We start from the raw sequence: 16936 nt of genomic DNA, 5'->3' as shown, positions 1-16936 counted from the left end.
GTACAGTGGCTGGCATCAGCACCGCTGGCCTCGTGGCAGGCGGCGTTGCCGTGGCCGCCGGTGTCGGCGTGTCCGCTGCCACTGGCGATGACAGCTCCTCCTCGGATGAGGACACGACAGCGCCTGAGGCGCCTGTCCTCGACGAGACCAAAGGCAATATTCTCACCGGCAGCAGTGAGCCCGGCGCCACTATCGAGGTCACCAATGCCGCTGGCGACAACGTAGGAAGCGCCGTTGCCGATGCAGATGGCAACTTCTCGGTCGAGCTGTCTCCCGCGCAGGCAGCCGGTACCGAACTGACCGCCACCGCGACCGATGCCGCCGGCAACGTGAGCGAAGCCTCCACCGCAGTTACCGTGCCGCAGGGTGCTGACACCACGGCACCCAACACCCCGTCCATCGCCGCCGCGACCGATGATGTGGAAGCCATCACTGGAGCGTTAGAGGATGGCGACAGCACCAATGACACCACGCCGACCCTGGGCGGTACTGCTGAAGTCGGCAGTACCGTCACTGTCACGCTCGATGGTGATGTGATCGGCACCACCACCGCCGACAGCAACGGTGCCTGGAGTTTCACTCCAAACACAGAGCTTGGCGATGGCGAGCATGTCTTCAGCGTCACCGCGACCGATACCGCCGGTAACGAAAGTGCCCCGTCTGGCGAGTTCACCTTGAGCATTGATACCGAGGCGCCCGTTGCTCCGGCCTTGAACGACTCCGATGGCACCACGGCATCCGGTACGGCCGAAGTCGGTAGCGACATCGAGATCAGCAACAGCAATGGCGATAGCGTCGGCACTGGGATTGCGGAAGACGATGGCACCTTCTCCATCGAACTTGATCCGGCCCAACAGGATGGCGAGGCGCTGACGGCCACCGCTACTGATCCTTCCGGCAACACTAGCAGCAGCTCTACGCCAGCGACGGTGGATACAAACACCGACTCCACCGCACCCAACACCCCGACCATCGCCGCCGCGACGGATGATGTGGAAGCCATCACTGGTGCGTTAGAGGATGGCGACAGCACCAATGACGCGACGCCGACGCTGACCGGCAGCGCCGAGGCCGGCAGTACCGTCACCATCACTCACAACGGCGAAGTCGTTGATAGCGTGACAGCCGATGTCAATGGCAGCTGGAGCTATACCCCGAGTGCTGAGCTCATCGATGGCGACCACGTCTTCAGCGTCACCGCGACTGACGAAGCCGGCAATGTGAGCGCGCCGTCTGGCGAGTTAACGCTGACAGTCGATACTTCAGCACCGGATGCGCCGGTTCTGAGCGAGACGGATGGCGAGACCGCCAATGGCAGCACCGTCAATGGTAGCGCCGAGGCCGGCGGGACTGTCGAAGTCACCAATGGTGATGGCGACCTGCTGGGCAGCGGCACTGTTGCCGATGACGGCACCTTCAGCATCACGCTGTCTCCGAAGCAGGAAGCCGGCGCTGAACTGACCGCCACCGTCACTGACGCCGCGGGTAACGAAAGCCCGGTCTCCGACACCCTGGTGGTGCCGGAAACTGCGGATGTCACTGCCCCCAACACCCCGACCATCGCCTCCGCCACGGACGATGTAGAAGCCGTGACCGGTACCCTCGCCTCCGGCGACAGCACCAATGACGCGACGCCAACGCTGACCGGCAGCGCCGAAGCCGGCAGCACCGTCACGATTACCCACAATGGTGAAGAGATCGGCACCACCACCGCAGATACTAATGGCACCTGGAGCTTCACGCCCGAGACCGATTTCGCCGATGGCGAGCATGTCTTCAGCGTCACTGCGACCGATGACGCCGACAACGAAAGCGCACCGTCCGGCGAGTTCACGCTCACCGTCGATACCACTGCGCCGGATGCGCCAGTCCTGTCCGAGACCGATGGCACCACCGTCGCCGGAACCGGTGAAGCGGGCACCACGATCGAGATCACCAACACTGCTGGCGACATCCTGGGCTCTGCGGTCGTCGATGCAGAAGGCAACTTCTCGGTTGAGCTCTCACCGGAGCAGGAAGCTGGCAGCACACTGACAGCCACGGCAACCGATGCGGCCGGCAACGAAAGCGCAGCGTCCACGGCACTTGATGTGCCCGAAGACGCTGATGTGACTCCGCCCAACACCCCGACCATCGCCTCCGCCACGGATGATGTGGAAGCCGTGACCGGTGCCCTCGCCTCCGGCGACAGCACCAATGACGCGACGCCGACGCTGACCGGCAGCGCCGAGGCCGGCAGCACCGTCACCATCACCCACAACGGCGAAGTCGTTGATAGCGTGACGGCGGATACCAATGGCGCCTGGAGCTACACCCCGAGCACTGATCTCACCGATGGCGAGCATGTCTTCAGCGTCACCGCGACCGATGCTGCCAGCAACGAAAGTGCGCCGTCCGGCGAGTTCTCCCTCACAGTCGATACCACTGCGCCGGATGCGCCGGTTCTGTCCGAGACCGATGGCGAGACGGCCAATGGCAGCACCGTCAACGGCAGCGCCGAGGCCGGTGGCGCCGTCGAAGTCACCAATGGTGATGGCGATCTGCTGGGTACCGGCACTGTTGCCGATGACGGCACGTTCAGCATCACGCTGTCTCCGAAGCAGGAAGCCGGCGCTGAGCTGACTGCCACTGTCACTGACGCCGCGGGTAACGAAAGCCCGGCCTCCGACACCCTGGTGGTGCCGGAAGCTGCGGATGTCACTGCCCCCAACACCCCGACCATCACCTCCGCCACGGACGATGTGGAAGCCGTGACCGGTGCCCTCGCCTCGGGCGACAGCACCAACGATGCGACGCCGACGCTGACCGGCAGCGCCGAAGCCGGCAGCACCGTCACCGTCACCCAAAACGGCGAAGTCATTGATAGCGTGACAGCCGATGCCAATGGCAGCTGGAGCTATACCCCGAGCACTGATCTCACCGAAGGTGATCACGTCTTCAGCGTCACCGCGACCGATGCCGCCGGCAACGAAAGTGCAGCCTCTGGCGAGTTCACCCTCACCGTCGATACTGCTGCGCCAGATGCGCCAGTCCTGACCGAGACCGATGGCACCACCGTCGCAGGAACCGGGGAAGCGGGCACCACGGTCGAGATCACCAATGCCAACGATGATGTGGTGGGTACCGCGGTCGTCGATGCAGAAGGCAACTTCTCCGTTGAGCTCTCACCGGAGCAGGAAGCTGGCAGCACTCTGACAGCCACGGCAACCGATGGGGCCGGCAATGAAAGCGCAGCGTCCGCGGCACTCGATGTGCCGGAAGATGCTGACGTTACCGCGCCGAATACGCCGACCATCACCTCCGCGACCGACGATGTGGCAGCCGATACCGGTGCCCTCGCCTCCGGCGACAGCACCAATGATGCGGCGCCGACCCTCATCGGCAGCGCTGAGGCCAATAGCACCGTCACCATCACTCACAACGGTGAGGAAATCGCGACAGTCACCGCCGATGCCAATGGCGCCTGGAGCTATACCCCCAGCACTGATCTTACCGATGGCGACCACGTCTTCAGCGTCACCGCGACCGATGCCGCAGGTAACGAAAGCCCAGCGTCTGGCGAGTTCACGCTCACGGTCGACACCACCGCGCCGGATGCGCCAGTCCTGACCGAGACCGATGGCACCACCGTCGCAGGAACCGGGGAAGCGGGCACCACGGTCGAGATCACCAATGCCAACGATGATGTGGTGGGTACCGCGGTCGTCGATGCAGAAGGCAACTTCTCCGTTGAGCTCTCACCGGAGCAGGAAGCTGGCAGCACTCTGACAGCCACGGCAACCGATGGGGCCGGCAATGAAAGCGCAGCGTCCGCGGCACTCGATGTGCCGGAAGATGCTGACGTTACCGCGCCGAATACGCCGACCATCACCTCCGCGACCGACGATGTGGCAGCCGATACCGGTGCCCTCGCCTCCGGCGACAGCACCAATGATGCGGCGCCGACCCTCATCGGCAGCGCTGAGGCCAATAGCACCGTCACCATCACTCACAACGGTGAGGAAATCGCGACAGTCACCGCCGATGCCAATGGCGCCTGGAGCTATACCCCCAGCACTGATCTCACCGATGGCGACCACGTCTTCAGCGTCACCGCGACCGATGCCGCAGGTAACGAAAGCCCAGCGTCTGGCGAGTTCACGCTCACGGTCGACACCACCGCGCCGGATGCGCCAGTCCTGTCCGAGACCGATGGCACTACCGTCGCCGGGACCGGTGAAGCGGGCACCACGGTCGAGATCACCAATGCCAACGACGATGTTGTGGGCACCGCGGTCGTCGATGCAGAAGGCAACTTCTCCGTTGAGCTTTCACCGGAGCAGGAAGCTGGCAGCACTCTGACAGCCACGGCAACCGATGGGGCCGGCAATGAAAGCGCAGCGTCCGCGGCACTCGATGTGCCGGAAGATGCTGACGTTACCGCGCCGAATACGCCGACCATCACCTCCGCGACCGACGATGTGGCAGCCGATACCGGTGCCCTCGCCTCCGGCGACAGCACCAATGATGCGGCGCCGACCCTCATCGGCAGCGCTGAGGCCAATAGCACCGTCACCATCACTCACAACGGTGAGGAAATCGCGACAGTCACCGCCGATGCCAATGGCGCCTGGAGCTATACCCCCAGCACTGATCTCACCGATGGCGACCACGTCTTCAGCGTCACCGCGACCGATGCCGCAGGTAACGAAAGCCCAGCGTCTGGCGAGTTCACGCTCACGGTCGACACCACCGCGCCGGATGCGCCAGTCCTGTCCGAGACCGATGGCACTACCGTCGCCGGGACCGGTGAAGCGGGCACCACGGTCGAGATCACCAATGCCAACGACGATGTTGTGGGCACCGCGGTCGTCGATGCAGAAGGCAACTTCTCCGTTGAGCTTTCACCGGAGCAGGAAGCTGGCAGCACACTGACAGCCACGGCAACCGATGCGGCCGGCAATGAAAGCGCAGCGTCCGCGGCACTCGATGTGCCGGAAGACGCTGACGTTACCGCGCCGAATACGCCGACCATCACCTCCGCGACCGACGATGTGGCAGCCGATACCGGTGCCCTCGCCTCCGGCGACAGCACCAATGATGCGGCGCCGACCCTCATCGGCAGCGCTGAGGCCAATAGCACCGTCACCATCACTCACAACGGTGAGGAAATCGCGACAGTCACCGCCGATGCCAATGGCGCCTGGAGCTATACCCCCAGCACTGATCTCACCGATGGCGACCACGTCTTCAGCGTCACCGCGACCGATGCCGCAGGTAACGAAAGCCCAGCGTCTGGCGAGTTCACGCTCACGGTCGACACCACCGCGCCGGATGCGCCAGTCCTGTCCGAGACCGATGGCACTACCGTCGCCGGGACCGGTGAAGCGGGCACCACGGTCGAGATCACCAATGCCAACGACGATGTTGTGGGCACCGCGGTCGTCGATGCAGAAGGCAACTTCTCCGTTGAGCTTTCACCGGAGCAGGAAGCTGGCAGCACACTGACAGCCACGGCAACCGATGCGGCCGGCAATGAAAGCGCAGCGTCCGCGGCACTCGATGTGCCGGAAGACGCTGACGTTACCGCACCAAACACGCCGACCATCACCTCCGCGACCGACGACGTAGCAGCCGATACCGGTGCCCTCGCCTCCGGCGACAGCACCAATGATGCGGCGCCGACGCTGACCGGCAGCGCCGAAGCCAACAGCACCGTCACCATCACCCATAACGGTGAGGAAATCGCGACTGCCACCGCCGATGCCAATGGTGCCTGGAGCTATACCCCGAGCACTGATCTCACCGAGGGCAATCACGTCTTCAGCGTCACAGCGACCGATGCCGCCGGCAATGAAAGCGCGCCATCTGGCGAGTTCACGCTTACGGTCGATACTACTGTGCCCACCAGTCCGGCCTTGGCATTGTCCAGCGATACCGGAATGGATGACGACGGCATCACCAGCAATGGCGAAGTCACCGTCAGTGGTCTGGAAGCTGACGCCACTTGGGAGTACTCCCTCGACGGCGGCAGCAACTGGATCGATGGCACCGGCACCACCTTCACGCTGGACGAAGGTGTCTACGCCGACGACGACGTTCAGATCCGTCAAACCGATGTGGCCGGCAATGTCAGCGACGCCGTGAACCTGGGCGACGTGACGGTCGATGCCACCATCGCCGCCCCGAGCCTTGCGCTGAGTGAAGACACCAACGTCACCGACGACGGCATCACCAGCAATGGTGAAGTCACCGTCAGTGACCTCGAGGCCGGCGCGACTTGGGAGTACACCACCGACGGCGGCAGCAACTGGATCGATGGCACCGGCACCACCTTCACGCTGGACGAAGGTGTCTACGCCGATGGCGTTGTACAGATCCGTCAGACCGATGTCGCCGGCAATGTCAGTGACGCCGTGAACCTGGGCGACGTGACGGTCGATACCACCGTCCCGACGGGCAGCATCGCCTTCGTCGATGGTGACGATGGCCTCCTCAATCTGGCAGACATCAGTGCCGTCGATCTGACTGGCAGCATCGAGGCCGGCCTCGACAGCAGCAATATCGTGATCACCATCACTGACAGCGCCGATCCGGCCAACGAGATCACCGTCGCCACGACTGACATTACGGTCGACGGCGCCGGCAATCTGTCCGTAACCGGTCTGGACCTGAGCACCGCAACTTCCGGGCTCACCGAAGGCGCCCTCACCGTCTCGATGACCGTGACCGATGTGGCGGGCAATACGTTCGAGACCGACGGCACCACCACCAGTGACCTCTCGGTGCCTGACGCTCCGAGCCTTGCGCTCACCACCGACACCAACATTACCGACGACGGCATCACCAGCAATGGCGAAGTCACCGTCAGCGATCTGGAAGCCGACGCCATCTGGGAGTACACCACCAACGGTGGCACGACCTGGATTGCGGGCACTGGCACTACCTTCACCCTTGCCGAAGGCAGCTATGCCGACGGTAGCGTGCAGATCCGTCAGACCGATGTGGCCGGCAACTTCAGCGACGCCGTGAACCTGGGCGACGTGACGGTCGATGCGACCATCGCCGCCCCGAGCCTTGCGCTGAGTGAAGACACCAACATTACCGACGACGGCATCACCAGCAATGGCGAAGTCACCGTCAGCGATCTGGAAGCCGACGCCACTTGGGAGTACTCCCTCGACGGCGGCAGCAACTGGATCGATGGCACCGGCACCACCTTCACGCTGGACGAAGGTGTCTACGCCGATGGTGACGTGCAGATCCGTCAGACCGATGTAGCCGGCAATATCAGTGATGCCGTGAACCTGGGCGCCGTGACGGTCGATGCGACCATCGCCGCGCCGAGCCTCACGCTGGGTGAAGACACCAACGTCACCGACGACGGCATCACCAGCAATGGTGAAGTCACCGTCAGTGACCTCGAGGCCGGCGCGACTTGGGAGTACACCACCGACGGCGGCAGCAACTGGATCGATGGCACCGGCACCACCTTCACGCTGGACGAAGGTGTCTACGCCGATGGCGTTGTACAGATCCGTCAGACCGATGTCGCCGGCAATGTCAGTGACGCCGTGAACCTGGGCGACGTGACGGTCGATACCACCGTCCCGACGGGCAGCATCGCCTTCGTCGATGGTGACGATGGCCTCCTCAATCTGGCAGACATCAGTGCCGTCGATCTGACTGGCAGCATCGAGGCCGGCCTCGACAGCAGCAATATCGTGATCACCATCACTGACAGCGCCGATCCGGCCAACGAGATCACCGTCGCCACGACTGACATTACGGTCGACGGCGCCGGCAATCTGTCCGTAACCGGTCTGGACCTGAGCACCGCAACTTCCGGGCTCACCGAAGGCGCCCTCACCGTCTCGATGACCGTGACCGATGTGGCGGGCAATACATTCGAGACCGACGGCACCACCACCAGTGATCTCACGGTGCCTGAAGTCCCGAGCCTCGCGCTGAGTGAAGACACCAACGTCACCGACGACGGCATCACCAGCAACGGTGAAGTCATTGTCAGCGATCTGGAAGCCGACGCCAGCTGGGAGTATTCCACCGACGGCGGCAGCAACTGGGTCGATGGCACTGGCACTACCTTCACCCTTGCCGAAGGCAGCTATGCCGATGGCGCTGTGCAGATCCGTCAGATCGATGTCGCTGGCAACGTCAGTGACGCCGTGAACCTGGGCGCCGTGACCGTGGATGCCACCGACCCGACGGGCAGCATCGCCTTCGTCGATGGTGGCGATGGCCTCCTCAATCTAGCAGACATCAGTGCCGTCGATCTGACTGGCAGCATCGAGGCCGGCCTCGACAGCAGCAATGTCGTGATCACCATCACTGACAGTGCCGATCCGGCCAACAAGATCACCGTCGCCACGACTGACATTACGGTCGACGGCGCCGGCAATCTGTCCGTAACCGGCCTGGACCTGAGCACCGCAACTTCCGGGCTCACTGAAGGCGCCCTCACCGTCTCGATGACCGTGACCGATGTGGCGGGCAATACATTCGAGACCGACGGCACCACCACCAGTGATCTCACGGTGCCTGAAGTCCCGAGCCTCGCGCTGAGTGAAGACACCAACGTCACCGACGACGGCATCACCAGCAACGGTGAAGTCACTGTCAGCGATCTGGAAGCCGACGCCAGCTGGGAGTACTCCCTCGACGGCGGCAGCAACTGGATCGATGGCACCGGCACCACCTTCACGCTGGACGAAGGTGTCTACGCCGATGGTGACGTGCAGATCCGTCAGACCGATGTGGCCGGCAATGTCAGTGATGCCATGAACCTGGGCGCCGTGACGGTCGATGCGACCATCGCCGCGCCGAGCCTCACGCTGAGTGAAGACACCAACGTCACCGACGACGGCATCACCAGCAATGGTGAAGTCACCGTCAGTGACCTCGAGGCCGGCGCGACTTGGGAGTACACCACCGACGGCGGCAGCAACTGGATCGATGGCACCGGCACCACCTTCACGCTGGACGAAGGTGTCTACGCCGATGGCGTTGTACAGATCCGTCAGACCGATGTCGCCGGCAATGTCAGTGACGCCGTGAACCTGGGCGACGTGACGGTCGATACCACCGTCCCGACGGGCAGCATCGCCTTCGTCGATGGTGACGATGGCCTCCTCAATCTGGCAGACATCAGTGCCGTCGATCTGACTGGCAGCATCGAGGCCGGCCTCGACAGCAGCAATATCGTGATCACCATCACTGACAGCGCCGATCCGGCCAACGAGATCACCGTCGCCACGACTGACATTACGGTCGACGGCGCCGGCAATCTGTCCGTAACCGGTCTGGACCTGAGCACCGCAACTTCCGGGCTCACCGAAGGCGCCCTCACCGTCTCGATGACCGTGACCGATGTGGCGGGCAATACATTCGAGACCGACGGCACCACCACCAGTGATCTCACGGTGCCTGAAGTCCCGAGCCTCGCGCTGAGTGAAGACACCAACGTCACCGACGACGGCATCACCAGCAACGGTGAAGTCATTGTCAGCGATCTGGAAGCCGACGCCAGCTGGGAGTATTCCACCGACGGCGGCAGCAACTGGGTCGATGGCACTGGCACTACCTTCACCCTTGCCGAAGGCAGCTATGCCGATGGCGCTGTGCAGATCCGTCAGATCGATGTCGCTGGCAACGTCAGTGACGCCGTGAACCTGGGCGCCGTGACCGTGGATGCCACCGACCCGACGGGCAGCATCGCCTTCGTCGATGGTGGCGATGGCCTCCTCAATCTAGCAGACATCAGTGCCGTCGATCTGACTGGCAGCATCGAGGCCGGCCTCGACAGCAGCAATGTCGTGATCACCATCACTGACAGTGCCGATCCGGCCAACAAGATCACCGTCGCCACGACTGACATTACGGTCGACGGCGCCGGCAATCTGTCCGTAACCGGCCTGGACCTGAGCACCGCAACTTCCGGGCTCACTGAAGGCGCCCTCACCGTCTCGATGACCGTGACCGATGTGGCGGGCAATACATTCGAGACCGACGGCACCACCACCAGTGATCTCACGGTGCCTGAAGTCCCGAGCCTCGCGCTGAGTGAAGACACCAACGTCACCGACGACGGCATCACCAGCAACGGTGAAGTCACTGTCAGCGATCTGGAAGCCGACGCCAGCTGGGAGTACTCCCTCGACGGCGGCAGCAACTGGATCGATGGCACCGGCACCACCTTCACGCTGGACGAAGGTGTCTACGCCGATGGTGACGTGCAGATCCGTCAGACCGATGTGGCCGGCAATGTCAGTGATGCCATGAACCTGGGCGCCGTGACGGTCGATGCGACCATCGCCGCGCCGAGCCTCACGCTGAGTGAAGACACCAACGTCACCGACGACGGCATCACCAGCAATGGTGAAGTCACCGTCAGTGACCTCGAGGCCGGCGCGACTTGGGAGTACACCACCGACGGCGGCAGCAACTGGATCGATGGCACCGGCACCACCTTCACGCTGGACGAAGGTGTCTACGCCGATGGCGTTGTACAGATCCGTCAGACCGATGTCGCCGGCAATGTCAGTGACGCCGTGAACCTGGGCGACGTGACGGTCGATACCACCGTCCCGACGGGCAGCATCGCCTTCGTCGATGGTGACGATGGCCTCCTCAATCTGGCAGACATCAGTGCCGTCGATCTGACTGGCAGCATCGAGGCCGGCCTCGACAGCAGCAATATCGTGATCACCATCACTGACAGCGCCGATCCGGCCAACGAGATCACCGTCGCCACGACTGACATTACGGTCGACGGCGCCGGCAATCTGTCCGTAACCGGTCTGGACCTGAGCACCGCAACTTCCGGGCTCACCGAAGGCGCCCTCACCGTCTCGATGACCGTGACCGATGTGGCGGGCAATACATTCGAGACCGACGGCACCACCACCAGTGATCTCACGGTGCCTGAAGTCCCGAGCCTCGCGCTGAGTGAAGACACCAACGTCACCGACGACGGCATCACCAGCAACGGTGAAGTCATTGTCAGCGATCTGGAAGCCGACGCCAGCTGGGAGTATTCCACCGACGGCGGCAGCAACTGGGTCGATGGCACTGGCACTACCTTCACCCTTGCCGAAGGCAGCTATGCCGATGGCGCTGTGCAGATCCGTCAGATCGATGTCGCTGGCAACGTCAGTGACGCCGTGAACCTGGGCGCCGTGACCGTGGATGCCACCGACCCGACGGGCAGCATCGCCTTCGTCGATGGTGGCGATGGCCTCCTCAATCTAGCAGACATCAGTGCCGTCGATCTGACTGGCAGCATCGAGGCCGGCCTCGACAGCAGCAATGTCGTGATCACCATCACTGACAGTGCCGATCCGGCCAACAAGATCACCGTCGCCACGACTGACATTACGGTCGACGGCGCCGGCAATCTGTCCGTAACCGGCCTGGACCTGAGCACCGCAACTTCCGGGCTCACTGAAGGCGCCCTCACCGTCTCGATGACCGTGACCGATGTGGCGGGCAATACATTCGAGACCGACGGCACCACCACCAGTGATCTCACGGTGCCTGAAGTCCCGAGCCTCGCGCTGAGTGAAGACACCAACGTCACCGACGACGGCATCACCAGCAACGGTGAAGTCACTGTCAGCGATCTGGAAGCCGACGCCAGCTGGGAGTACTCCCTCGACGGCGGCAGCAACTGGATCGATGGCACCGGCACCACCTTCACGCTGGACGAAGGTGTCTACGCCGATGGTGACGTGCAGATCCGTCAGACCGATGTGGCCGGCAATGTCAGTGATGCCATGAACCTGGGCGCCGTGACGGTCGATGCGACCATCGCCGCGCCGAGCCTCACGCTGAGTGAAGACACCAACGTCACCGACGACGGCATCACCAGCAATGGTGAAGTCACCGTCAGTGACCTCGAGGCCGGCGCGACTTGGGAGTACACCACCGACGGCGGCAGCAACTGGATCGATGGCACCGGCACCACCTTCACGCTGGACGAAGGTGTCTACGCCGATGGCGTTGTACAGATCCGTCAGACCGATGTCGCCGGCAATGTCAGTGACGCCGTGAACCTGGGCGACGTGACGGTCGATACCACCGTCCCGACGGGCAGCATCGCCTTCGTCGATGGTGACGATGGCCTCCTCAATCTGGCAGACATCAGTGCCGTCGATCTGACTGGCAGCATCGAGGCCGGCCTCGACAGCAGCAATATCGTGATCACCATCACTGACAGCGCCGATCCGGCCAACGAGATCACCGTCGCCACGACTGACATTACGGTCGACGGCGCCGGCAATCTGTCCGTAACCGGTCTGGACCTGAGCACCGCAACTTCCGGGCTCACCGAAGGCGCCCTCACCGTCTCGATGACCGTGACCGATGTGGCGGGCAATACATTCGAGACCGACGGCACCACCACCAGTGATCTCACGGTGCCTGAAGTCCCGAGCCTCGCGCTGAGTGAAGACACCAACGTCACCGACGACGGCATCACCAGCAACGGTGAAGTCATTGTCAGCGATCTGGAAGCCGACGCCAGCTGGGAGTATTCCACCGACGGCGGCAGCAACTGGGTCGATGGCACTGGCACTACCTTCACCCTTGCCGAAGGCAGCTATGCCGATGGCGCTGTGCAGATCCGTCAGATCGATGTCGCTGGCAACGTCAGTGACGCCGTGAACCTGGGCGCCGTGACCGTGGATGCCACCGACCCGACGGGCAGCATCGCCTTCGTCGATGGTGGCGATGGCCTCCTCAATCTAGCAGACATCAGTGCCGTCGATCTGACTGGCAGCATCGAGGCCGGCCTCGACAGCAGCAATGTCGTGATCACCATCACTGACAGTGCCGATCCGGCCAACAAGATCACCGTCGCCACGACTGACATTACGGTCGACGGCGCCGGCAATCTGTCCGTAACCGGCCTGGACCTGAGCACCGCAACTTCCGGGCTCACTGAAGGCGCCCTCACCGTCTCGATGACCGTGACCGATGTGGCGGGCAATACATTCGAGACCGACGGCACCACCACCAGTGACCTCACGGTGCCTGAAGTCCCGAGCCTCGCGCTGAGTGAAGACACCAACATCACCGACGACGGCATCACCAGCAATGGTGAGGTCACCGTGAGTGGTCTGGAAGTCGACGCGACTTGGGAGTACACCACCAACGGTGGCACGACCTGGATTGCGGGCACTGGCACTACCTTCACCCTTGCCGAAGGCAGCTATGCCGATGGTGCTGTGCAGATCCGTCAGATCGATGTCGCCGGCAATGTCAGCACTGAGGTCAGCCTGGGCGCTGTGACCATTGATACTACTGCTCCGTTAGAGAGTGTCATCAACTTCACGGATGCTGATGGAGACGACCTCAACGCTGCAGAAGCGACAGATGTTACATTCGAAGGCACTGTCGAAGCCGGCTTGACCAGCAGCAACCTCACGATCGTGATCACCGATACCGATAATGGCTCCGTCACCGTCCCAACCGAGAACATCACTGTCTCGGCGGTGGGCGAAGTGACTGTGTCAGGCGTAGACCTCACCGGTCTGGCAGAGGGGCTGCTGACCGTGACTATGACCGTGACGGACGATGCGGGAAATGAGAATGTGGCCGCCGTGACCGATACGGCGACCAAGCTGAGCGACGATTTCCTCGATCTGGGCAATGCCAACCGTCTCACGATCTCTGAGGCGCTAATCGCCTCTGTGGCAGGCGCCGTCGCAAGCTCTCAGACATTCGCCGATACCAGCGGCGAGGCAACTCTTTCACTCAGTTCCACCGAGTCGCTCACCAGTAACGGCCAGGCGCTTGATTGGGTCGTCACGGATGAAGGACGTACGCTCACACTGGCGAGTGATGTCGATAACGCTGCAGCGACGGCCGTCATGGTCGTTTCCGTCACCGAGGATGGCTCGGAAGTTGTCTACAGCGCAGAACTGCTCGGTAACATTGATCAGGCGAATGCCGAATCATCCACGGTGGATGTGCTTGTCACTCTGACCGATGGCACGTCGAGCACCAGCAGCACCTTGAACATCGATATCACTGATGATGTACCGACGATTGCGGCAAGTACCGTCGTGGAGACTCTGAGCTCAAATACGGATTACACCGGCTCCATCTTCGATGGTGAGGATGACTTCGGGTTTGGGGCTGATGTGGCAAATGGGCAGGTGCAGTCCTTCGCGTTCAAGGGCCTGACATTCACTGTCTCTGATGATGGCACCTACGCGGACGTGACCGGCACCTCTACCGAGATTGGTCTGGAGGCTGGCGATACTGTCAGCATCGTCGATGGCATTCTGGCGGTCGAAACGCTGTCCGGTGAATCCTTCAGCCTGAATATCGACTCAGGGGACTATGGCTACAGCCACCAAGGCCAGTTCAGCGCAACTGAGGAAGACAATACGCGGCCTATCGCCAATGTTTCGAATACAGATGATGTTCTTGGGCTCGTCGGTGTCAACTTACTGGATATTGTTGACTTAAGTAACGACCAGCTCTACAGCGCCTATGATGCCGAAGGAAACTTAGAATCAATAACTCTAAGCACGGCAAATCTCTACACCACGATAGAGGAACTCTTAGGTACTGTGTCAGGCGTATTGGACAGCATTATTAACCCTGTAGATCCTATAACAGGCCTTCCACTACTCTCAATTATCTCATTGGAGGACCTGATCAATGGCATAATTGCAGAGAGCCAGTGGTCATTCAGTAGCGCATTGGAAAGTGAGCTAGGCCTTAATGTCACTCCGACTGAAGTGGGTAACATTCTGACCCTCACCATTACTGATTCAGATGGTGGCACCATTTCCAATATCGAAGCCAGCGAGATCCTTGCAAACGTTGAGTTTACGATTGAACTGACTGGAGTGGTGGGTGGTGTCATCGATACTCTCAATACCCTGGGTGTATTGAACGCAAACAACATTTTGAATTCAATACTCGAGACTAGTGTAATAACTGCATCGGATTCTCTATCTGCGGAATCCAATACCGCTGCCGATGCAACGGTCTTGACCGCTGATATCCTTGCAGAAGGATATACTTCACCTGTTGTTGAGGGGACGAATGGAGATGATTCGTCTATAGATGCTTCTGTACCTGGCTCCAACCTCTATGGATACGCAGGTAATGACACACTGAATGGTGGAAGTGGAAGTAATATCCTGCGCGGTGGCAGCGGCAATGATGAACTGAACGGAGGCGGTGCGACTGACCTGCTGATCGGCGGCGCAGACGACGACACCCTGGACGGTGGTGACGGAGTCGACGTCCTTCGTTGGGAGTCGGGTGATGAGGGCACTGTCGCTGCTGCGGCAACAGACACCGTGCTCAACTTCGACAACGGAGGCGTCGGATCGGGAGATATTCTCGATCTGCGAGACATACTCAATGGGGCCTACTATGTCGATAGCGCCACCAACAATCTTGCAAGCTATATCAGTGCTGAATATATCTCGGCATCCGATACGACCATCCTCTATATCAACACAGAGGGTGGATTTACCACTGACCCTGCCGCGTCCGCCAATCAGGTCATCAATATCGATGGACTCGATCTGACCGAAGGCGGCACCTTGACGAGCAGTGAGGTCATCGACTCCCTCATCAGCGGCGAGCAGTTGCTGGTGGGCACGGAGGTCAATGAGTCTGATGTCAGTGTCACGGTCGTGGATGGTGATGGCGATACGGCGACGGGTGAAATCACCTTCGTCGGTGAGGAAAGCCTGGACGCGGTCACCAATACCGCCCCTATCGTCACCCTGCAGGATTCCGAGCTGTTGGGCCTGGTTGGTCTGGAAGCACTCAACCTGATTGACCTTTCCAACAACAAGGTCTTCGTTGCGGACCCTGACAACAATTTGCGCGAAGTCGTTATCAATTATGCTGCAATAGCAGACGTCAGTGCGTTAAGTGGCTTGCTCACTGATCCAGAGTTTACCTGGAATGATGAATTGGCTACCTCGCTTGGGCTATCGGTCTCGACAAGCTCGGGCGGCCTTATCGGAACCGTTCTCACTACAGCTGAGTTGACGATAACCGCGATAGATGGTGGTGACATCGATAACCTTGCACTCAATCAGTTCCTGGCAACTATAGAGTTTAATGATGGTGGGGCCTCTGAACTGAATCTAGTTGATGTCGATCTACTGGATGCCTATAGCATCACGGCGACCGATGCCTACGATGCCAGTACCACGGATACCATCTCCTCCTTGGCAGGCGTAGATTTGCTAGATTCCAATGAACCCCTTTTCTCTGGAGTCAATGACGAAAATACCTTCATCGGAGAACAGTTGATCGATGACTCAATCGACATTTCAGCCAATCTCGAAGGAGGCACAATATTCGGCCTTTCCGGCAATGACTCTCTCATCGGCAGTAGCTTTGATGATGTCATTCGAGGGGGCGAGGGGGATGACTCACTGGTCGGGAACGCAGGGAATGACCTGCTGATTGGCGATTCGGGCAGCAATACCTTTGATGGTGGCGATGGGGATGACCTGATTGTCATCTCCAACCTGGACTTCACCATCGAAGGCGGTGCAGGTAGCGATACCGTCAGCTTCGATGGCACAGGAAAAGGCATCGATCTCGTCGCCTTGTCCGCCCAGGCTGAGCCCAGTGTCATGACCAACATCGAAGTTCTCGATATCTCGGCTAGCAGCGAGACCGGCACCAGTCTGAAAATCGATGCCGATACGGTATTGAACCTAACCGATGGTGATAACGAGCTGTACATCGATGGCGATGAAGGCGATAGCGTGGAAGCGGCTGGGGCAACATCCTCCGCGACAACGACCGAGTTCAACGGCACGACGTATGATACTTATCAGCTTGGTGAGGCAACGCTGTATATCGATCAAGACGTGACCGTGAATACCAGCAACGGATAAGCCTGATCGAGGTGCCCCGCAAGGGGCACCTCCCTTGATGATCAGCATGA

The 16936-nt window shown here is 61.0% G+C and carries 1 protein-coding gene; it reads left to right on the top strand.

The genetic code is table 11. The annotated features are described in order from the left end of the window. Nucleotides 1–5 precede the first annotated feature (5 nt). On the top strand, nt 6–16886 hold the full coding sequence (locus U0O11_RS08040) for an Ig-like domain-containing protein (protein ID WP_324692407.1): 16881 nt from the start codon (nt 6–8) through the stop codon (nt 16884–16886). The last annotated feature ends 50 nt before the right edge of the window (nt 16887–16936 follow it).

It is taken from the genome of Cobetia sp. D5 (assembly GCF_035666195.1).
GTDB lineage: Bacteria > Pseudomonadota > Gammaproteobacteria > Pseudomonadales > Halomonadaceae > Cobetia > Cobetia amphilecti.
Note: the sequence above shows the minus strand (reverse complement) of the source record. Positions and strands in the feature narration are given on the sequence as shown.